At 31.0% G+C, this 21901-nt stretch carries 21 protein-coding genes and 1 pseudogene; 18 read left to right on the forward strand and 4 right to left on the reverse strand.

Features of this window, described 5'->3' with window-relative positions; all coding sequences use genetic code 11:
• Positions 1 to 324: 324 nt before the first annotated feature.
• The gene (locus tag IGJ76_RS05030) at positions 325 to 978 is read right to left on the reverse strand and encodes a hypothetical protein (RefSeq protein ID WP_067484252.1); all 654 of its coding nucleotides are present in this window, start codon (positions 976 to 978) and stop codon (positions 325 to 327) included.
• A 235-nt stretch (positions 979 to 1213) separates the two neighbouring features.
• Here IGJ76_RS05030 and IGJ76_RS05035 point away from each other — a divergent pair, with 235 nt between their 5' ends.
• The 8 genes and pseudogenes from IGJ76_RS05035 (at position 1214) to IGJ76_RS05070 (ending at position 9375) form a co-directional block, all read left to right on the forward strand.
• A complete protein-coding gene (locus IGJ76_RS05035; RefSeq protein WP_430596774.1) occupies positions 1214 to 2047 on the forward strand; it encodes a helix-turn-helix domain-containing protein in 834 nt (277 codons plus the stop codon).
• A 154-nt stretch (positions 2048 to 2201) separates the two neighbouring features.
• Positions 2202 to 2432, forward strand: a pseudogene (locus IGJ76_RS05040) (tyrosine-type recombinase/integrase); the annotation flags it as partial.
• A gap of 329 nt (positions 2433 to 2761) precedes the next feature.
• The gene (locus tag IGJ76_RS05045) at positions 2762 to 3652 is read left to right on the forward strand and encodes a sce7726 family protein (protein ID WP_311798108.1); all 891 of its coding nucleotides are present in this window, start codon (positions 2762 to 2764) and stop codon (positions 3650 to 3652) included.
• Positions 3618 to 4541 (forward strand): sce7725 family protein, encoded by a 924-nt coding sequence (locus tag IGJ76_RS05050; protein WP_311798109.1) that lies wholly within the window; start codon positions 3618 to 3620, stop codon positions 4539 to 4541. Before IGJ76_RS05045 ends, IGJ76_RS05050 begins: the two co-directional genes overlap by 35 nt.
• Positions 4542 to 4587: 46 nt before the next feature.
• Complete coding sequence (locus IGJ76_RS05055) at positions 4588 to 5619, forward strand: RES family NAD+ phosphorylase (protein WP_311831667.1); 1032 nt, start codon at positions 4588 to 4590, stop codon at positions 5617 to 5619.
• Between the two features lie 624 nt (positions 5620 to 6243).
• Positions 6244 to 6912: a P-loop NTPase fold protein gene (locus IGJ76_RS05060; RefSeq protein WP_430596775.1), complete on the forward strand. Its 669-nt coding sequence runs from the start codon at positions 6244 to 6246 to the stop codon at positions 6910 to 6912.
• Between the two features lie 8 nt (positions 6913 to 6920).
• The gene (locus IGJ76_RS05065; protein WP_430596776.1) at positions 6921 to 8081 is read left to right on the forward strand and encodes a hypothetical protein; all 1161 of its coding nucleotides are present in this window, start codon (positions 6921 to 6923) and stop codon (positions 8079 to 8081) included.
• Positions 8082 to 8172: 91 nt separating this feature from the next.
• A complete protein-coding gene (locus IGJ76_RS05070; protein WP_311798112.1) occupies positions 8173 to 9375 on the forward strand; it encodes a DUF4062 domain-containing protein in 1203 nt (400 codons plus the stop codon).
• A gap of 170 nt (positions 9376 to 9545) precedes the next feature.
• Here the strand turns inward: IGJ76_RS05070 and IGJ76_RS05075 are convergent, their stop codons facing one another.
• From IGJ76_RS05075 to IGJ76_RS05085, 3 genes are all read right to left on the reverse strand, one after another.
• Positions 9546 to 10151 carry an ImmA/IrrE family metallo-endopeptidase gene (locus IGJ76_RS05075; RefSeq protein ID WP_430596777.1) on the reverse strand — a complete coding sequence of 202 codons (606 nt, stop codon included), beginning with the start codon at positions 10149 to 10151 and terminating at the stop codon, positions 9546 to 9548.
• A gap of 18 nt (positions 10152 to 10169) precedes the next feature.
• Positions 10170 to 10538 (reverse strand): helix-turn-helix domain-containing protein, encoded by a 369-nt coding sequence (locus tag IGJ76_RS05080; RefSeq protein WP_285603400.1) that lies wholly within the window; start codon positions 10536 to 10538, stop codon positions 10170 to 10172.
• Between the two features lie 1035 nt (positions 10539 to 11573).
• Entirely contained in the window at positions 11574 to 12125 is a 552-nt protein-coding gene (locus IGJ76_RS05085; RefSeq protein ID WP_075491394.1) for a hypothetical protein, read from the reverse strand.
• Between the two features lie 78 nt (positions 12126 to 12203).
• Here IGJ76_RS05085 and IGJ76_RS05090 point away from each other — a divergent pair, with 78 nt between their 5' ends.
• From IGJ76_RS05090 to IGJ76_RS05135, 10 genes are all read left to right on the forward strand, one after another.
• The gene (locus IGJ76_RS05090; RefSeq protein ID WP_075491393.1) at positions 12204 to 12530 is read left to right on the forward strand and encodes a hypothetical protein; all 327 of its coding nucleotides are present in this window, start codon (positions 12204 to 12206) and stop codon (positions 12528 to 12530) included.
• Positions 12530 to 12925, forward strand: coding sequence for a DUF961 family protein (locus IGJ76_RS05095; protein ID WP_430596778.1), 396 nt, complete (start codon positions 12530 to 12532; stop codon positions 12923 to 12925). The genes IGJ76_RS05090 and IGJ76_RS05095 overlap by 1 nt, the downstream gene beginning before the upstream one ends.
• A gap of 281 nt (positions 12926 to 13206) precedes the next feature.
• Entirely contained in the window at positions 13207 to 14274 is a 1068-nt protein-coding gene (locus IGJ76_RS05100) for a C39 family peptidase (RefSeq protein ID WP_430596779.1), read from the forward strand.
• 332 nt (positions 14275 to 14606) lie between these two features.
• Positions 14607 to 15335 carry a YkgJ family cysteine cluster protein gene (locus IGJ76_RS05105; RefSeq protein ID WP_311798115.1) on the forward strand — a complete coding sequence of 243 codons (729 nt, stop codon included), beginning with the start codon at positions 14607 to 14609 and terminating at the stop codon, positions 15333 to 15335.
• A gap of 258 nt (positions 15336 to 15593) precedes the next feature.
• Positions 15594 to 18170, forward strand: coding sequence for a VaFE repeat-containing surface-anchored protein (locus IGJ76_RS05110; protein WP_430596780.1), 2577 nt, complete (start codon positions 15594 to 15596; stop codon positions 18168 to 18170).
• A 56-nt stretch (positions 18171 to 18226) separates the two neighbouring features.
• Complete coding sequence (locus IGJ76_RS05115; protein ID WP_430596781.1) at positions 18227 to 18985, forward strand: class A sortase; 759 nt, start codon at positions 18227 to 18229, stop codon at positions 18983 to 18985.
• Positions 18986 to 19051: 66 nt separating this feature from the next.
• On the forward strand, positions 19052 to 19381 hold the full coding sequence (locus tag IGJ76_RS05120; RefSeq protein ID WP_430596782.1) for a nucleotidyltransferase family protein: 330 nt from the start codon (positions 19052 to 19054) through the stop codon (positions 19379 to 19381).
• On the forward strand, positions 19368 to 19739 hold the full coding sequence (locus IGJ76_RS05125) for a HepT-like ribonuclease domain-containing protein (RefSeq protein WP_075491387.1): 372 nt from the start codon (positions 19368 to 19370) through the stop codon (positions 19737 to 19739). Before IGJ76_RS05120 ends, IGJ76_RS05125 begins: the two co-directional genes overlap by 14 nt.
• Positions 19740 to 19850: 111 nt before the next feature.
• A complete protein-coding gene (locus IGJ76_RS05130; protein ID WP_430596783.1) occupies positions 19851 to 21368 on the forward strand; it encodes a cell division protein FtsK in 1518 nt (505 codons plus the stop codon).
• 43 nt (positions 21369 to 21411) lie between these two features.
• Positions 21412 to 21828 (forward strand): hypothetical protein, encoded by a 417-nt coding sequence (locus IGJ76_RS05135; protein WP_270660364.1) that lies wholly within the window; start codon positions 21412 to 21414, stop codon positions 21826 to 21828.
• Positions 21829 to 21901: the final 73 nt, after the last annotated feature.

A 21901-nucleotide genomic window follows, 5' to 3' on the forward strand; every position in this document is an offset into this window, starting at 1 on the left:
CATTATGTTTTTTCTAATGAATAAATAAGCAGACTACCAACTAAACTATTAACAAAATATACCAGTAAAGCAGAGATATTAAGAAAAAAATTTGATACTAAAAAAGTAGCGATAATCAAAAAAGTAAAAATGAGTAATTTTTTTAAAGTAAGACCGTATTTTATACAAGTGTACAAAAATAAGCAACTACCAATAAAAACAAGTGTAATCCAGACAGATTTTGGAAGATCAGATATGGTGACAAAACCTATATTAGAGCCGAGGATTAAGATAATACTTATGACCAACAAATTTCTATTCTTCAATAAAATCCCTCAATCTATTTTAAAATGTACCGCTGACGATATTTGGAAAAATTCCATTCATTTCGACTCCTAAATAAACACCTTGTCCGTTTGAGGCGGCTTGGATAACTTGATAGGTAAACCCAGCCAAACTTGGAAAGCCTAAAATCCCTACTGCTCCCGCAATAGCAGTTCCAACTGGACCGAGAGAAATGGTTCCTAACCCGACTATTGCTGCATAAATAGCTGACGGTCCGATTAAAGCTGCTGAGTAAAGAGCAGAAACTACATCAGCATGAGTGAAATATACTTTGCTCCCTTTAACATACATTCTGGATTGAATATTGGAAGTTTCGTTATCCCAAGAGATTGCTGGAGCTTTTAACATGGAATCAATTGTAACGATATCATCATCAGTAAAACCATATTCTGTTTTTAATGTATCATAATCAATTGATAAAGCAAGCTGATTATGATTGAAATAGAAGTATGGATATATATGAGTTAATTTGTTCATAAAAAGTTGTTGTTGTGAATTAAGATCTAAGGTAAAAGAATCTATGTTTGAAAGCTGAATACCATTAGAATCTACGACAGCTAAATCATCTGCATTTACAACTAGACTAGCACTACTTAGAAGTGAAAAACCTAACATTGATGTTGCGGCTAAACCAATAAATCCTTTTCTCATCATTTTATTTATCCTCTTTTCTTATATAAATTTATTTAACTCCAGTTGTTTGCCAAGCGCCTTCGAGTAATAATTCAGGATATGTTTCCATAAAATAACCTCCTTCATATAATGGTTGTTTGTAAAGTAATTATATAAGTAAATTTCTCATCAGATTATTTTGCATAGTAATTCGTCAAAAAAGTATTTTTAAATAGAGTAAAATGATTTAAAATTTTACAAAAAGGGAGGGGGTTGTATGGAGCACAATGAACTATTGAAACTTTTACGAAAAGAAAGGAATTTTACCCAAGAAAAGCTGGCTGAAGGGATTTCACATAGAAATACATTGTCTTCTTTTGAAAATGGGGGAATTAAAATAAGTTTTACTATTTTATTGAAATATCTTAAAAGACTAAATATTAGCTTAGAAGAATATGAATTCATATTGAATGAAAAAGAATTAGAAGGTAAAAAGAAAGTATCTGTTGAATTATCGAAAAAGTACCTCAATCCTTTTGATATAAATTTTGCAAATGAAATTCTGGATATGTATATTGATACCAAAGATTTCTATTATTACAGTTTATATGCTCAATATTATTTAGTTAGAGAGTATAAAGGTGACGCACTAGATAAAAATGAACAACGCAAAATTGCAAAAAAAATCATTAACTATTTAGATAAGATACAAACATGGGGAAGATTCGAACTTGTTATATTTTCAAATTGTTTGTTTTTGTTTGAAGATAATTATATAAGATTTAACTTTGTTGAAAGTATACAGTATATGAAGATTTATTTAGACAGTTCAAATTACTCAAGAGATTTACAAAATTTTATTATCAATGGCCTGTCTTTATCTTATACGAGAAAAAATGAAACAAATATCCAATTATTTTTAAGTGAACTTGATAAAATTATTTTTAATAGCGATGATATGCAAGCTAAAATGGTAAAAAATATTTTTAGTCTATTGTTAAATCATGATCAGGGGTTTGACGATGAGAATGAAAAAAGAAGAATCGTAAATACATTAGAATTGCTTGATGAAATGGAGTGGGTCGATTATATTGAAAAAGTGTATACATAAACATATGTGAAAAATATTCTAAGTCCACTATCCAACAAGGAATGGTTAGGATAATGTGTACCACGAAAATAACATATTATGAAAAAATAAAATACAAGTATTGAATAAAAAACAAACATCTGAAATAATACATTTTTGTTTAAGAATAAATAACTGTGTCAAAGATATCTTAAGAGAAAAATACCCTGAGTTTAATAAACACGTGACTACGCATACTTTTCGCTATACACATATTTCTCTTTTGGCTGAAGCTGGCGTCCCAATCAAAGCCATCATGGATCGAGTGGGTCATTCCAATATGAAAACAACACTGGAAATTTACAATCAAGTGTCTAGTGCAACGAAAGAAAAAGTAATCCAAGAAGTCGATTCTTGGATTTTTTAGTGGATTTGTTCATGAAATACAGTTAGTATGCTTTTATATGAGTGATCGAAAAGAAGGTCGAAAAATGGTACGACTTTTCGACGTAAGGAGAATTTAATTCAATGAATGAAACAACGAATTCCGCAGAACGTAAAACTTCTGCGTATATCCATATTCCATTTTGCGAGCATATTTGTTATTACTGTGATTAAAATATGTCTGAGAAGAATGGAAGCAGGTAAATAAGAAAATAATATTGATATAAAAAATAAAGAGTATTTGATTAATTTGTAATATAAGATTATAAATTATATCTAGGTGTGTTAATATTAAAGAGGTGAATAATCAACATGAGTGAGGTTTTTGAGGTGAATAATCAGCTACTATTAAATAGGGTCTTTACTCAAAATACTCTAAATGAAATCTTGAAAAATGGAGAGAGCTCTATTTTGAAAGTAGTTTCAGAAAGTTTAGGTAGCACAAATCAACCTGTTAAAGTTGCTATAAAAGATGTATATAATTTTTTGAATAAGAATTATCGTAATGAATATTTTTATAAAAATACTTTGTTAAATAAACTTTTATTAGGAAGACATTCAATAAATACTACAGTCGCTTTGTCAGAAATTTGGTTAAATAGATCTAAGGCAGACTTTGTTTTGATTAATGGAAAAGCTGTTGTATATGAAATAAAAACTGAATTAGATACTTTAGATAGATTGCATGGACAAATTAATGATTATTATAAAGTTTTTGATCATGTTGAAATAATAACCGGAGAAGCTCATAAAAATAAAGTACTTGAACACTACGAGAATACTAAAGTTGGAGTCTCCATACTAACTAAAAGAAATACAATCAAACAAATTAGAAAACCTACTATTAATAGAGAAAGTTTAGATTATAAGTCTATTTATAAATTTTTGCGTAAAAAAGAACAAGAAGCTATATTAAATAAGTTTTATTCTGAGCTTCCCGAAACCGATCAATTTTCTAGATATAGCTTTTATTATAAATTATTTCAAGAGATACCTATGGATAAGTTATATGATGAGATGATAAAAATATTGAAAAATAGAAGCAATATAAAAAAATATAGTGAACTTTTTCTTGAAATGCCTTATGAGCTAAAATCATTACTTTACTTTAGTTCATTTAAAGAAAAAGATTATATAAAATTGGAAAGCATATTAAAGGAGGAACAACATGTATTATCCATATCTGAGAGGAAAACAATATGAGCTATTAGCGTTGAGAGATCTATTAATGGAAAGAAAACTATCTAAAAAAATCATTCCTATAATTGAGCCTGTAAAAGAAACTGCATCTTTTAAAAAAACAGTTGATTATTTTTTAAATAAAAATCATACCTTATATACTATCGTTAATCCTAAAGTTGGAGAATATAGTATTTATGACAGTACTCATCCAATTCATGGAGAAAGATGCTCTTTTGAAAATGATGCTTTATTAATAGATAATACATCAAATAATTTTTTTTATGACTTTTCAAAATTTAAAAAATTCCAGAATTTAATAGTAATTTATAATGATTTTGATTCAATAAATTATGGAAAAAAGTTTCTATATGACAATAGTTTGATATCAAAATTAAATTTTGTTCCAGATGGTAGTAGGTTCTTGAGACAATTTAAACAGGAACCGGTGGGAATAATTCGTGATGCATTTGCAAAAAAAGATAGAAATGTAGACTATTTAGACACACCAGAGGAATTTTTTTCAGATGATCATTTATACTATCAAGAACAGTATGAAGCTTTTTCAGATTATTCAATAACAGGTAAATCTTATATAGATGGTGGATTTGCTCCCATAGCTGTTGCCATACATATAGTTTTTTTTGATGAGAATGATGTGTTGCGAATAAGACATTTTGTTTCGGATACCAATGAAGATATTACTGATCCGGCTGGGAAATTCAATGAAGCATTATCAAAATTGATTGAATGGGCCGAAACCATTGATGAAAAAAATGAATCGATAAGTTTAGAACAGTTTAGAAAACTTTCTAACGAGAAAAGATATCCTGGACTAGGATTTGTAAAAAAATTATGTATTATGCATCACTTAGAAATAATGGGTAATTTTTTGGATAATAGAGGCTCATAAAATGATTTTTTGTGAAGATTGTTTCAAGGATAGAGAAGTAGTATCAATGATTCAAAGTTTGAATAATAAAGGGAATTGTGAATTGGTTTCATCTCATAGAGATGTGCTTATATGTAATAGCGAAGATACTGATACTCTTGATAGTATTAGAATATTTATAAACCAAATTTTAGACTTATATACTGTAGAATCAAAGTTGTCCCAAGATTTTCCAAAAAATAAAAAGTATTTATTGAAAGATTCATTAGAAAAAAAGTGGTCAGTTTTTAATATAAATTCCGAAAAAATAGATGAACTATTAGAGTATTTATTCGAAGATGATAGCAGTATTGAAGAAGATATTTTCAATGAAAAAGTAGGGATACTAGCAGAATATGATGTGTCGTATGCTGATAAATTTATTTTAAAAGATAATGATTGGTCAAAATTTGTTGAAACGATTACGTATGGAAATAGATATCATACTAACACAATAAATTTAAATCTTTTGAAAAAATTTATTGGTTATAAGCAAATGGTTATTAAATGTAGTGATAGAAAAAAATATTATCGTGGAAGAGTTTCTTTAGAGGAAGAATATACAAAGAATGATATGTATTCTCCACCTAAAGGCAAAGCTTCTGCTGGCAGATTAAATCCTGAAGGGATAAGCGTTTTATATTTAACTGACAAGGAGCAAGCTTGCTATCAAGAAATAAGGGCATCGTTTAATGATAGTGTTTATATTGGTGAATTTGAATTAACTAGAGACGTAAAAATAGTTGATTTTAGAAATTTTGAATATATATCTCTGAATTCTGAAGTAGATGCTCTGGAGTATTATTTAAATAGAGATATTTTAAAAGAAATTTCAAACAATCTATCTATACCTACAACAGGAAGTAGTAAAAGTAAAGATTACATTCCTTTGCAGTATATCAGTGACTATATAAAAAGTTTAGATGAAAAATTTGATGGTATTATGTATAAAAGTGTGATGAATGAAGGAGCATCTAATTTGATGTTGTTTGAAAATGATGCTGTAAGTTGTATAAATGTCGAGAATAAAAGAATAAGAAAAATAATATATGATGTATAGAATATAAATAATGTTTATCTGGCACTCAACTTTGTTGAATATGAAGGACATCTATATTTAACGGATAATCATGGAGAAATTCTGACAGCAGATAATATGAAATAAAATGTTAAATTAGTTTATGATTTTTCAAAATAGTTATGGTATTAGTAGTAATTTTAAAGTTTGATTTTCTTTCTGATGTTAGTTGAACGTCTAGCCATATTTTAATAATTTAGATAGAATCACTTTTTGTAATCAATGCATGAGGTGGATCACTTTTATATGGACGTCTCCTGTTTGAGTGATTATCCTCATGTATTTTTAATTTGTAGAGTTTTTAATCGTGCTAAAGTTTATAGAAAATCTGAGCTTAGGGACAATTGACACTATGTAAACTGAATAAATTGTAAATATTTGAGCATATTATTTATTTTACTTTTTGAGATTAAAAATATGATGTTTTTATATCGGTAACAGGTATAGATAATCTTTCAAATATTTTATATACTTTAGTTATATAAAATATTACTTTCTTCTTGTGTAGTTCAGTATAATAATTTTGTTGTAGGATGTTTTTAAATACAAAAAACGGAGAATAGGGCTAAAGAAGCGAATATAAGCTTGTGAATGGAGATTCGAACAATGAATAACTTAGCTCAAATTATAGATAATTATCTTCAAAGCGAAGAACCTTATGCGCTTCAAATTGATGGTGAATGGGGAGCGGGGAAAACATATTTTATTAAAAATAATGTTATGAGCACTCTAAAGGAGAAAGGTAATTACCCAGTTTACTTTTCTGCATATGGGTTCAATGATTTAAGTGATTTAAAACAGGAATTATTTTACCAAATAATTTCAGTTTTAGGTTCAAATAAAAATACATTGTCATCAATAAGTAAAATAAATAAGAAATTTAAAAAAATTTCTAACATATTAGATAATAGTAAATTAAAATCGATTGGTTTAATTAGTGATTGGATTTTAGAATCATATAATAAGGTTAAACTAAATTCTTCTACAGCTGAACAATCAATAGTTATTTTTATAGATGATTTAGAACGGGTAAGTAAAGAAATTGATTTAAAAGATTTGTTAGGTTTTATCTTAAATGAGCTTTTAGAAAAAATGAAATGTAAAGTGATTATTCTGTCCAATAGTTCAGAGATTTCAGATTTAGAGGAATTCAAAAAAATTAAGGAAAAAGTAATATTTAGAACAGTAAAATTTAAATATGATATGTCAACTATTGAGGACATGATTTTAAAAAAAGCAGAAATATTTTTATTAAGAAGCATAGTTCATGGATAAAAACAGTGTTGGAAAACCAGCAGGTTATAACCGAGAAAAAAGGCTTAAACATGAGAACTCTCTTTTCTATAATCGAAATGTTTGATTTTGTTGAATCAAAACTACTTGTGGAGATTAATAAGTTAAAATCAGATGATTTAAAAACAAAGATAAGGAAAAGTATTTTTTTAAATATTTTTGTTATCACAAATGAGTATAAATTAGGAAATATTGATGGAGAAAGCTTAAAATCATTGAATGGATTAATGGATACTAGATACTTTTCCTATTATTTGAGCGAAGGTGAAACAAAAACTATTAAAGAAAAAATTATCGATCAATATCATAACCAATGTGAAGAATTTGATGATTATATCCTTTATTCAAGAGATATTAGTACATATATTTTAACAGGATATATAGATCAAAGTAATTATACGAGTGTTTGGGAGAAGGTTTTCTTTCCTAAATCTAAGGAAATCAGTAACCTAAATCAGCTGATAGATTTTAGACGTCTTACAGATGATGAACTAAAAACAATTCAGCAAAATATAGTAAAAGATGTTGAAGAAGATAAGTTTGATTTTCAAGAGTTAGTTACTGTTTACGGGCAACTTAACCATTTTGAAAAAATGGGTTTGATGCTTCTTGACAGTAATTACTCAGAAATAATTGAAAATAAATTAATAGCTTTGTATTGTTATGAGAGCTTAAATGATGATACAGATTTAGCTGATCGATTTTATAGGTCGGGTTTTTCAAATGTAAAACAAGAAAAATCTGAGTTGTTTAAAGCATTTAAACAAATTGATAATAAAAAAGTTAAAGACAAGATGAAGATGTTTCTTGATGGTTTATTTAATGAAGATTATGAAGTATTACGTAACATGAAGCAAAGTGGATTTCTGTTAAAGAATAATATTTTTGAAGCCATGTTAGAAACAGAGTCAATAAGTCGCTATATCGTGACAGATGATAATAAAGCTGATTTACTCTGGCAATATATCAATTCTGAATATTTAAGAATTAGTAATGCCAAAGATTTTCACGCAGGAGAAGTTGACGATATAAAGCTATTCTTAGAAGAAATAAACAATAAATCAGAAAAAATAAGTTTAGGGAGAATAGATCTTTTTAAGATTAACCAATTAGTTGAAACTTTAGAAGAATTAATAGAGCATCTAAAATGATAATGTAATATTGCACTGGCTTAGATTGAAATTAAATGGATAGCAATAGTAAATAATAAGAGGTAACAATAGTTTTAGAGGAGGATACAGAATGTTTGATACTTATGCTAGAAAACCAGCTGTATTTATTAGTTCTACTTGCTACGATTTGAAGCAAATTAGAGCAGATATAAAAAGAACTTTAGAAGATGATATGGGTTTTGATGTTGTTATGTCTGAGTTTGATTCTTTTCCACTCAATCCATCCCTAGGAACATTAGAAAATTGTTTAAGAGTAGTAGAACATAGGGCTGATATTCTTATCCTAATTATTGGTGGAAAATATGGGTTTATCACGGATAGTGGAAAGTCTATAACAAACCTTGAATATCTACAGGCTAAGGAAAAAGGAATTCCAATATACATTTTTATTAACAAATCAATCCTTTCCTCTCTTCCACTTTGGCAGGATAACCCTAATGTTAATTTTTCATCTCTTGTAGATACAAATAGTCTTTTTGCTTTCGTTGAAGAACTGATGGATAAAGATAGACGTTGGGTCTATGAATATGAGTCTGCTCAAGATATCTGTAATACATTAAAAAATCAATTTTCATATCTTTTTCATGATTCATTGAAAATGTGGGAAAAATTTAATCACAATAAACTCTCTACTCGTGTTCTTGAACAAAGTGCAGCAGCAATAAAATACGTACTTGAAAAAAAAGATTCCATATGGGAATATAGATTCTTCTTCCAAGTTCTTTGGGATAAATTAGATCAATTAGAGGATTATAAAAGAGATTTGAAATATAAAGTGTACTTAAATCCAAGTAATCTAATCGAAGAGCCTCTTGAGATATTAAGCTGGATAACTAATAAAACTACAAAATTAATGCAATGTGTAGATTCTCTTAGTTCGCTAATAAATGAAGCAATACCAGTAGCACTTGGGGAACCGGGGATTAAGTCAGACCTAGATTTCTTGGTTTATATTGCGACACGTATTTCAGAAATATATCAGAAAATTATTGATTGGGAAATTGACGTACAAGCAAAAATTGTTTCAGAAGACGCTGTTTCTTTAGTTAAAACTTTGACAGTAGCTAGTCAGACCGTCATAACAGAATTTGATAAATTAATAATGGACTCCAAAGAGAAATTAGGCAATGTTCCATCTATAATACCATCAGGAGAGACATATGTAATTGACTTAAGATTTACTATAAATTCACCAGATTTTTCTGAATTTAACTTAGAATTAGAGTGTTTTAAAAATAAAATAATACAGAATAACATGTTAGAGAGCGAATGAAATTGTTTTCTGAAAGGAAGGTAATTGATTTTTTCTTTTGCTGACAGAATTTTGTGTTAGTATTTTAGTGTGATTTTAAGACCAATATTTTTGTTTTTAATAATGAGTTAATTCTAAACGAAATTTGTGATCGTCAATTAATACCCGTAATATTTAAGTAAGTAGCCATTTTACTTATTGTTGTAGTAATATTCTTTAAATAGTTTGTAAGCTATATCATAAGTATATCTCTCAGTAAATTCCAAGTAGTGCATGATTCTTATTTTTAGTGCGGGCTTGTGTATACAGAAGTAATTTGCTATTTCGTCAAACGTTTTTAGTTTTTCTAAAGCATGTTTTAGGGCTTGGTCATTAGCCATTAGAATACCAGCTCCAATATCTGCTGCGATTTCTTTATCGAAGTCTTCAGGTAGATAGTCTTTTTGTAAAATTAAATCAGAAAATGCATGAGATTTACTATCATAGGAAAAGTCCCTATAGTAGTGCATAATCTCATGCATTTTTGTAAAGTTTTTGCATTCAAATAATAAGTTTGTATTTGTTGTAATAATGAATTCACCTTGGACTTTGTTGATCGATCCAAGTAGTTTCTTGCTTAGATTGTTTTTAAAGTTATAATCTACAAATTCAACATTTTCAACTTCAATCATGTATTGTTCGATGTCATGACATTTAATTTCTTCAATCTTTTTTGAAAAGTGTATAGCTGTCTTTTTAGCAATACTATTCGCGAGGTCTGAAACCTCAAAGTAAAGACCATCAATAATGCCTTCCAAAAGAATAATACTCCGTACCTATTTTTTATTTTTCTTTGCTTTTGCACGTTGAATTAAGAAGTCTAAATATTCGTTTAATTCTTCTTCTAGTTTCTCAATATCTTCAACGTCCATATCTGCAGTATTTAGTCTAAAGTGAGATCGAATATTTTCACCAGTACTAGGCTGTTGAGCTAGACTAGAGGAGCTATCAGAGACTCTTCCAGTAAGATAATCTGTTGATGTATTTAGAATATTAGCTAATTCGTTGATCATAGGAATGGATGGTTCAGTTCTTCCTCTTTCCCAGCTTCCAACAGTTTGTTTTGAAACATTCAGCAAATTAGCTAATTCTTGCTGAGTTAATTTTTGTAGCTTCCTTAGTTCTACTAGACGCTCTGGAAACATATGTCTACGCTCCTTCCTATATAAAAATGAACAGTAAAAATATTATAGCAAAAAAAAACAACAAAATGTTGACAAGCTACAAAATGTAGTTTATATTAAATGCATAAGGCTACGAATTGTAGTTTTTAATTGAATAAACAAAAAAGCATTCACGAGAAGAAAATGAATTTCTGTTTCGCAAACGCTCAGAATAAATCTAGACAATTTCATTCTAAGCGATTTGACGGAATAATTCAAGAATGAACTTTTCATTTGAGGTTATCAGTCTTTTTGAGGTGGCGTGTACCAGCCGATGAATGGTGCACAAGCTGGCAATGGAATCTGTAAATAGAGCCATGCTAATGACTAATTTGGGATAAAAGGTTTCTGGCTTATATCAAGGACTAGGCTTTCTGTTTTGACTACAAAATGTGGTAGGGCGTTGAAAACATTGGAGTAATTTCCGCTTGGTATATGAGGGGTGTTTATTTTAAATAATCAAATTATTTCTTATAACCATGTCGTGATGACACGTTGGAAATAGTTGCTCGAATTAAGTTGAAAGGAAAGACTTGATTTTGGCTTAGCAAAAGGAGGAGTGTTGTTTAGCGTATGTGGTAGGTCTATCTAATGTGCCGTGATGTGAATAAATTTCACTAGCCGTTGAAGAATTGATTCTATGAAATGAATGGATATGAGTCTATTTCATAACTTAGGTGAACTTTTAGACTGTATCAACCAAACATTCTACTACCACGAAAAAGAATCATAAAATTAGGTTTCTATTTTTCATTTGTTGGAAAATATTTTTCTAAAAGAAATAGCAAACTTAATTTGATAATAAATATACGAACACAACTGGTATTTCTGGTTGTGTTTTTTGTTTGAAATAAAAAGACAGCAGAACGGAAGGTGTTGCTCCTTGTGTGACCTTTATGTTTCGTGTGTAATGCTAAGCATAATTTTTATAGGAATGATCTATTGTATAAAAGAAAAAGAATGGGTAGACGTATTATTTTCTGGAGCAATATTTTTTCTTGGGTGTATCCAAGTAATCTATTTTTTAAATAATAGATAAATACCTCGAATAGATTGAAAAAGTATAAAAGCAAATACAACAATATATTCGAGATTCGACCAAATATAGGTTTGTATTCTAAATCGATATAATTTGTGGTGAATTCTGAAATCTGGAGTTCTTGGTCTTAATCCAATAATTTTTCTTGTTCTATTTAATTCGTTGTAATAATTTTTAGAGAATTTTTGATACATTTTATTAAGTTTTTTAGGTTTTATGGACTTGTTCTTTGTTTGAACAAGACTTTCTAATGGAATTAATAAGTTATCAGAAATATAGAATAGTAATTTTTCCTTGACTAAGGTGCGGTGTAATCTTGTTAAATGATCTATCACTTCATTTTTATTCTCTATTGTTATATTTACGAATAAATTACATTCGATATTTTCATAAAAAGGAATAAATATCTTTTCTATTAATCTAGAAGCATATTTTTGTGTAGAAGAAAGAGAATTTGTCTTTTTCGTATTATAAATTCCCCATAGTATATTGATAGCACCCATTACTGAATTTAAGTTATTTAGATTCAAAATATATGGCTCCTTTGGTTTGATTTTAATCTTAGCTAATTAATTATAACAAAAAATATTTTGAAAGAAGGAATTATTTTGGCAAATCGTATTCAAGAAGTAGCTTTGAATGAAAAGCAATTAGGCAATAAAATTAAAGCAGTATTTCGTGCAGAGCGAGATATGTATGTAAATGGAAGTCCAATTCGAGGTCGAGTGTTTTCGGCTTCTAGTGCACAACAACCTGATTTTGAAATTTTTGTTCCCGGTTTAAGAAATTCACAGTTCTTTGATGATCGAGAAGAAGTAAGTTTGGTTGATCCAGTTGTTCGTATCAGTGCCAAACGTAATAATATTGGAAACAGTCGTTCGTTAGATTTGGTTGTCTATGCGAAAAGATTGGCAGTTGCAGGAGGAAGTAAATAATGGGATTGAATTTCAAAGATAATACAATTGAAGATATTGAAGTTAAAAAGACTTTTGGAAAAATGAATTTTTTAGAAGTTGAACAAATATTTGAACGTGATGCAGATAATCGAGTGACTGAAATTGTACGTGAACAGCGTGTCACTGTTTATTCTGAAAAGTTGAATGATCAAGTAGAAATTGTGATTGCTCCAGATTATGAAGTGAAAGACATTGATTATGATGATGAAATTGAATTAACAGGTCATGTCACTGCGCGAGCGTGGTTAAGTATGTATAAAGGTTACAATGATTCTGTACAATCTGAACAAGCATTTAAAATTCGGGCAGCAGGTATAAAAAAGATTTCTACAAAAGGAATACTCCCACCAGTAAAGGAAAAGAAGGAAAATTAGGTAGGAAATAAGTATGGTTAGTTTTTCTTTCTTTCTAACAAAAAGGAAAGTCACTTTTTATATTTTTGACACGATTAGTATGTCGTGTTTTTTATTTTCTATAAATGTAAAAGATTGCATAAAAATGATTATTTTATTTTTTTGTATCCATAACCTTGTTATTGATTTATAGTAGCATTGTCTACGTAGGAATATTGAATAAATTAATACTTGCTGGAATAGAAATGAAGCGAAAAAGGATAAAAGTGGTTATTTTAATTTATATAAACTGGAGGGTGAAAATGAAGAGAAAAAGTAAATTGTTGTTAGGGGTAACTTTGTTGTGTGGAATTGGTTTTGCAGGTATTCAGCAGACATTTGCTGATGAAACTATCGAAACGTATGCGAGTACTATTCCGATGTATCGCTTGTTCAACAAATATAGTGGCGAGCATTTGTATACACGTAGCACTGGCGAAAGAGATAATTTAAAACGTGTTGGGTGGAATTATGAAGGTGTTGCATGGCAAGCGCCAACAAATGGCTCACCAGTTTATCGTTTATACAATCGTTATAATGGTGAACACTTCTACACAATTGATGCAGGCGAAAGAGATAAGATCTCCCATACTGGTTGGACGTATGAAGGGATTGCTTTTTATTCTTATAAAGGCAGTGGTGGCGTTCCAGTTACTCGTTTGTACAGTAAAAAAGTGAATTGGCACCATTATACATTGGATCAAAATGAAACGAGTATTATTAGTAAACAAGGTTGGAAAATCGAAGGGACAGGTTGGTATGCAAGTCCCGGAAGTAAACCAAATCCTGCTCCAAGCAATGAAAAAGTATTGAATGTGCCAGTTGTTTGGCAAGGAAACACTATGCTGTGCGAAGGGGCTTCATTGCTACAAGCTTTGCGTTACAAAGGCGTAACGAACCAAGATTTGCTGACATTTGTTAATTCAATGCCACGTGCGAGTGACAATAATCCGTATAATGGTTATTCAGGTGAATGGCGCCACAATGTTTCTGGCACGTATCAAGGAATGATGGCTAACCCAGTGATTCAATGGGCGAAAAAAGTTGGCGGAAATGCGGTGAACATTACAGGTAAAGGAACCAATGGGATCAAAAATGAAATCAGAAGTGGCAATCCAGTAGTGACTTGGGTCACTTACAATTATGCATCACCGCAATTTAAACAAATGCCTTGGGGACGTGCAGTTTGGAACGGGCACGTAGTATTAGTTGATGGTTTTAAAGATGGTGCTTATCATGTTGTCGATCCTGTATTTGGTGCAAAATGGATCAATGCAGGCACATATCAAAATGCGTTTAATGTAACAGGTATGGCGGTTGCTGTACGATAATTAGTTAAATATTAATAGTGAATTAAGGAAGGGCTTCTAAAAGATAGAAGTCCTTTTTTTGCTCAGAAGGGAATGTTATGAAAACAATCTTTTTTTATGTAATTGTCCCAATTATTTTATGTAAGTTTTTATTATAGAACTTGTTGTTTGGTGGTGAAAGTTACTTGACAGTATTGGAAAAGAACTTAGAGTGGAGGAGGTAAATTTATGATGCAAGAAAGTAAGCTCAGCATTCTTTTAGAAATTCTAAAAGATGTCAATGTTATTCTTGTTGACTCGAAGAAATGTTAAGATGTAACATAAATTTAAACGAATGAAAATGGAGAAAATTTATGGGACGAAATGATAAATGTTTTTGTGGAAGTGGGAAAAAAGTAAAAAAATGTCATTCAACGGTTAATGAAAATAGTAAATTAGCTTCTATTTATGTTGCTAATATCAATTTTGACAAATATGTTGATCAAGAGAAAATAAGTGCTAGTTGCCCTAAAAATTGTTCGGCTTGTTGTTCAGACTTTTTTTTTGTATCAGAAAATGAGTTTTTACTGATTTTAGATAGTTTATTAAGAAAAGGTAGTATAGCTTTAGTTCAGAAATATATTAAAAAATCTATAGAATATCATCAATATTTAGAGTCTGAATTTCCAGAAATTCTTTCTAACTTAGACATATTGATGCCTAGCTACAATAGTTCGTTATCTGAATCAAGTATTTTTTTTAATGATAACTATAATTGGGATCGGAGTAAAAAATGTATTTTCTTGGAAAACGGACGGTGTTCTATATATACAGATCGTCCACATATTTGTAGAATGTATGGTGTATGTGCTACCTGTGAAATTGTAGGTAACCCAAACCGTAAATTCTCAGAATCAATGGAGCTTGCGAAGACTGATATAATTGAGGGGGATAAATCAATTCTTAAGAGACCTTATCCATTGTTTTACTATTTTTCATTCTTCCTGAATTCTGATTATTATGATTTAACGATGAATAAGTTAACAATGATTCGAACTCAAGATGAGTTTCACTACGGAAAATTTACCGAAACATTATTATAACTTCCACTTTTTTAGAAGTAGGTATAAAACGAGTATTCTAGTTATTATTAACTTGTTTCCCAAGTTAAAACCTATTTTAAATACATTTGTCCCAACTTCTTTTTGTTCAAAAACGATATAACATAGATTCTAAGGAACTCATTTTTGTGAGTTCCTTTTTCTTTTGTCCGAAAAGAGGATAGATACACATGATGTAAGCGACATGTTCTAAATAATGGTAACGAGGAATGATAAATAAAATATGAAAAGAGGAAGAAAATGAGTCACAAAAAAGTATTTTTATATTCGGCATTATTATTGAGCTTAGGTGGTTTAGGTGCAGGAATTGGCAGTAGTTTTGCTGATGCAGAAAGTAGTGGAAAAGAAAAAGCTTCGGTCACTTATACTGTGCCAAAAGAAATGGAATATGAGTTGGTGGGCGGTGAGATCAAAGGCTATATTCGAGTACAACGTCCTAATGGAAATGTTGACTATATGATTACGCACGATTTTGTAGATAAAAATGGAACAGAAGCGTACTGTATGGATTCAGAAAAACCAGCTCCTAATGGGCATAAGTTAACTTTAGAAGGTAAGTTAGGTGATGAGTTCTATCGTATGTATGAAGCAGGTTACCGTACAAAAGGGGACTTGAATGGTTTACCAGTTGCAAATATCCAAGAAGCTCGTTATGCTACGCAGTTGGTTTCGTGGATTTTGTCTGGGAACTTTAAAGCTTCTGAAATTATTTGGTCAACACCAGAGCGCATGCCAGAAGAAACGGCTCGCGTGCAACAAGCTTTCAACAAAATTTGGGATCATGTGTGGAATGGCAAAACGTCAACAGATACCACGTATGATTTGAAAAAAGTCAATGAGTCCGAAGATGATATTTACTATAATTATAAATTCAAAACAGAAGCGAGTAAAACTGATGGGAAAGCGAGTGTAAGTTTTGATAAAAGCATTGAGGGCATGCGTATTATTGATAGAGCCGGAAAAGTTCTATCAAAAGATAATTTACCACTCAATCAAGAAATCACCATTCAAGTGAAAAAAGGAACGCCTTCAGGGGAGCTAAAGATTATTTCACAAGGTGATGTGAAAACCGTCCATGTCTTTAAATATGGTGGTGTTTCTGCTGTTCAGCCTGCCAACTCTTTGATTAGTGTGAACGATGAACATAAAACAAATGAACAGAAAATCAATTGGAAGTTGAAAGATATTGTGATCGGAACAACGGCAACTGATAAAGCAGATAATGATAAAACTTTAGCTCCAGATACAACTGCGACAGTGGTTGATGAAGTTTCTTATCAAAATCTGATCGTTGGCAAAGAATACACGGTTTCAGGTACTTTAATGGATAAAACGACAGGAAAAGCATTGCTAGTTGATGGAAAAGAAGTCAAAGCGTCAGCTAAATTTGTTGCGGAAAAACCAAATGGCAAAGTGTCCGTTGAGTTCAAATTTAATACTGCAGGCTTAGATGCAAAAGAATTAGTTGCTTTTGAAAGTATGACAGCAGACAACAAAGAAGTCGCTAGTCATGCAGATATTAACGATGCAGGGCAAACAGTCAAGGTTGGAACAAAAACACCAGAAATCGGAACCACTGCGACTGACAAAGATGGCAATGATAAAATCCTTGCGCCAGATAAGGAAGTAACGATTGTAGACGTTATTTCTTATAAAGGTTTAGTGGTAGGTAAAGAGTACAAAGTCGAAGGTAGTTTAATGGATAAAACGACAGGCGAACCGTTGTTGGTTGATGGAAAAGAAATTACAAGTTCTGCTAAATTCACTGCGAAAAGTGCTACAGGTCAACAAAATGTAGAGTTTACATTTAATACTACAGGGTTAGATGATAAAGAACTTGTTGTATTTGAAAATCTTTATTTGGGAAGCAAAGTAATTGCAACCCATACGGATATCAAAGATGAAGGTCAAACGGTAAGAGTTGGCAAAAAAACACCAAAAGTTGGTACGGTGGCTACTGATAAAACCGACAAAGATAAAATTCTTTCTACAGACAAAGAAGTAGTTGTTACTGATGAAGTGGCTTATCAAGGTCTAATTGTTGGCAAAGAATATACTGTCACAGGAAAATTGATGGATAAAGCGACTAACAAACCATTGCTTATCAATAAAAAAGAAGTGACTGGATCAGAGAAGTTCATTGCGAAAACACCTAATGGCAAAATTAACGTTGACTTTAAATTTCACACTTCTGGTTTAAATTCACAGGAATTAGTTGTATTTGAAAATCTAAAATTGGGTGACAAAGAAGTCGCAATCCATGCAGATATTAAGGACAAAGGGCAAACCGTCCAAGTTGACAAAAAGACACCAAAAATCGGCACGACTGCGACAGATAAAGCCGATAACGACAAAACATTAGCAACTGAAAAACAAGTAACAGTTGTTGATGAAGTTGCTTACGAAGGCTTGATTGTTGGTAAAGAATATACTGTCACAGGAAAATTGATGGATAAAGCAACCAATAAACCATTGCTAGTAGATGGTAAAGAGGTCACAAGTTCTGCTAAGTTTACGACTGAAAAACCTAATGGAAAAGTAAATGTAGAGTTTACATTCCATACTTCTGGTTTAGATGATAAGGAACTTGTTGTATTTGAAACTATTACATTAGATGACAAAGAAGTAGTTAGCCATGCAGATATTAACGATAAAAATCAGACGGTGAAAATTGATAAAGTGCCAAAAGAAATTATCCAAACTGGTTCAGAAAATTATCAAAACAAAGCGTTGATTGGCTTGATTGTAGCAGGTATTTCTGCTGTGGCAGGTTCTGTTTATTATGTCTTCAAACGTAAAAATAGTGTCAATAAATAATTTTGAAGGAGTATTGTTTCTTGATACTCCTATTTTTATGAAATCTGGAGGTTGTGATGAAGGCAGAGGAAAACAAAAAGAAACGTCGATCAATTGTTTCTGTGCTAATAGTGAGTATCTGTTTATTGATTACAATTGGTGGACTAAGTTTCTATGCTTTTTCAAATTATCAACAAGATCACTTTGATAAAATGACAAAAACGGTTCAATCAAAAGCTTTTGATGAAATGAAAAAGAAAGAAAAAAGTATAGCCAACAATAGCAAAGAAAATACGATTGAAATAGCAGATCCAGTTACTAAAAACAGTATAAATAATAGTTTGACTATTGATCGAAAAAAAGTCGATTATAGCGGAAAAAATGTCAAAGCTCTTACGTTAGAAGACATGAAGAAAGTCAATCCAGAAAAGATTATTTCTTCTTTCGGCGTGGGACGAATTGAAATTGTTAATATTGGCATGTTTTTACCTATTTTAGAAGGTGTCAGTCAAGAAAATTTATCTGTCGGTGCAGGAACGATGAAAGCAAATCAGCAACTTGGTAGAGGTAATTTTGCGTTAGCAGGTCATTACATGACTGATGCAGGTTTGTTGTTTGGTGGAATCAAAAATGTAAAAGTTGGTAGTGGTATCTACGTTACTTATTACTCCGATATGGCTTACTACACTATTACAGAGGTAAAGCATATTACAAAACATGATGGTGAGGTCATTTTGGACTCACAAGGTGAAGGGATTTTAACTTTGATTACTTGTGATAGTTCTGTTGACGGAACAGCAGGGCGCTATATGGTTCGTGCAAAAGTTGTAAATTAGAAAAATTGATTGTTGTTCTTTTGTAGCTTATAATGACTTAAAATACTGAGGAAAGGGTGCTTTAAAATGATTTTGACAGTTAAAGAAATTGAAGATCGTGTGAAGCCTGTTGCGGAAAAATATGACATACCAATTGTTTATATTTTTGGATCATATGCAAGAAATGAAGCAGATAAGCAAAGCGACATTGATTTTTTAGTGAGTACGAAGGGACTTTCGGAAGAAAATCGTTGGTTAGTCTATAGCGATTTTTTTGATGATCTCAAAGAAGCTGTTGAACATGAGATTGATTTAGTCGAAATTGAAGCATTTTTAGAATCAGGTCAGACAAGCTATCAAAAAGAATTTTTTGAAAGAATTTTGAAGGAGAGAGTAAAAATATTTGAGAGAAAATGATAGCAAAGACTTGCGTACATTGAAAGGTACGCTCATATATTGTGAAGATATAAAATCAGCACTCAATCGTTTTGGTAGAAACTACGAAGTTTTTGCGAACGATCGAGTGTTTTTTCATGCAGTCAGCATGTCGCTAATGCAAGTTGGCGAATTAGCCAATAAATTATCAGTAGAATTTAAAGAAAAAAATAATGGTGAAGTAGACTGGCGAAGGTTAAGGTATATTCGTAATTTGTTTGCACATGCTTATAGCAATGTAAGTAAGAAAACTGTTTTTGAATTTGCAACAGTGTTTATTCCTGTTTACGCAGAATTTTGCCAGCAAAAATTGGGAGAATTACAAAAAAATAATCAATAACAGAGTGATAAGTGGCTCTATGAACTTATCGCTTTTTTGTTAGGAGTGAGCGAATGATTTTATTAAAATCTATTATTCAATGCTTGAACTTTATGTGCGGGGTTTAAGGGAATGATAAAAAAATTGTTTAGGTATCGTGGTCGGCGTATTCGTTATTCGAGTAGAAATTTATTAAATCTATATAGATTGCTGTTGATTGCTCCCGTAGTAGCAGTTTTGAGCTACTTTGTTGCATATGAACAAATCTATCCCTTAGTGACAGAAAGTGTGAAGGAGTGGCAAGCATATGTGATACCAGTGCTAATCATTTTAGGTGGCTTGTTTGGATCGCTAGTGCTAATAAACTTACTGATAAAAACCTCAATTATTCGATCTGGATATTTTTCGAGGATGGAACAGCGACAAGTGTTAGCTCGTATGTTGATTGATAACAATTACTATACGAAGAAACACGTTAAGACAAATGATGGCAAGATGAAGGAAAAAATCAAATTTCCGAAAGTCTATTACAAATCGTCAAAAGAGAGTATCTTCGTTTCGTTTGAAACTTCTGGAAATAGATTTCAGGAAAAATTTGAATCAATTGGTGGCTTTTTAGAAACGGCTTTTCATGCAGATAATATTGCTACAGTTGATGAGAAAGGTTTCATTATTTATGAATTAGTTGTTGATGTCTACGACAAACGTATTTCAATTACTGATATGAAAGCCGATAAGGGCAAAGTACAGTTGATGAAAGGTTTGTATTGGCATTTTGATAAAGACCCACATTTATTGTTAGGTGGCGGAACCGGTGGGGGCAAGACGTTCACTTTACTGTCTCTAATTTATGCGCTGTGTGGGGTGGCAGATATTGAAATTTGTGATCCAAAGAATAGCGATTTGATGGCGTTAGGTAAACTTCCTTTATTTTCGGGTAAAGTGCATACTGGTAAAGAAAATATTGTGTCTTGTTTAAAAAACGGTGTTGAGTTAATGAACAGTCGTTTTGAAATGATGAATAATAGTCCTAAGTACACAATGGGGAAGAATTATGCTTTTTATGGTTTGAAACCTAAGTTTATCATCATTGATGAATTGGCTGCTTTTAAAGCAGAGCTGGCAAGTGATTATGGAACAGAGGGCGAATTTGATGAGTATTTGTCTCAGTTAATATTGAAGGGCCGTCAGTGTGGAATATTTATGATAGTTGCAATGCAACGTCCTGATGGTGAATTTATTAAAACAGCTCTACGTGATCAATTTATGTTTCGTTTGAGTGTGGGACGTTTATCAGAAACAGGTTTATTTATGATTTTTGGTGATGAAAACAAAAATAAAAAGTTCAAGTTTGTTGAGAAAATCAATGGATTGAAAGTTTATGGACGTGGTTATGTTGCTCGTGGGGGAGAGATTGCTCGTGAATTTTTTAGTCCACTAGTACGCGATAATTTTAATTTTATTGATGAGTTTATCAATATAGGTAAAAAGTTAGGTTGTGGATCAGTTTCAAATGAATTAAAAGTAGAATTATCAAATAAAATTTCTGAACATTTAGAGAAAGAAAAAGAAGCTCTGGTAGAAATCGACAATGACTTGGGCGCCGAAACAGAACTTCTTGATGAATTGAGTAACAAATTTAATAGTTGAGTTGTCTACCTTACAATGCAAATGTTGAAAAAGAGGTGTTTAAATGTATGGATTTGATGATGTTTTGTTAGCATTAGATCATGCGATTTCTTTGAAAACGTTGAAATCGTGGTGTATTAAAATTGAAAAAAATACAGATACAAAATTTCAACGTCGATACGCTAAAAATAAAAATGGGCGAAATTATAGCTATAAAGTTTTTGATGCGAATCAACTAGAACAATTTCAAAAATTAGTTCATTTGCGATCAGAAAATGTTGCTTTAGATAAAGCTATTGGTGCTATTTTTATGTCTGTAGAAGGCAAGCAAAAAGCAGTAGAAATTTCTCTTTCTAAATTGGAATTTGAAGAAAATAGAGAAAATACGAAAAAGTTGATTGAGCTAACTAAAAAAGCATTACAAGATGTTGCTGATTTGAAAAAACAAGTACTACAGTTAAGAAAAACAATTGGTGAATAGTACGGAGACTAGTGACCGCTAGAAATTGTCACTAACTTCGTAGCAGGAAAAGAGGTGGCGCCACAAGGCGCAC

Origin of the sequence: Enterococcus sp. DIV0175, assembly GCF_050529075.1 — a bacterium.
Taxonomy (GTDB): Bacteria; Bacillota; Bacilli; order Lactobacillales; family Enterococcaceae; genus Enterococcus_B; species Enterococcus_B thailandicus.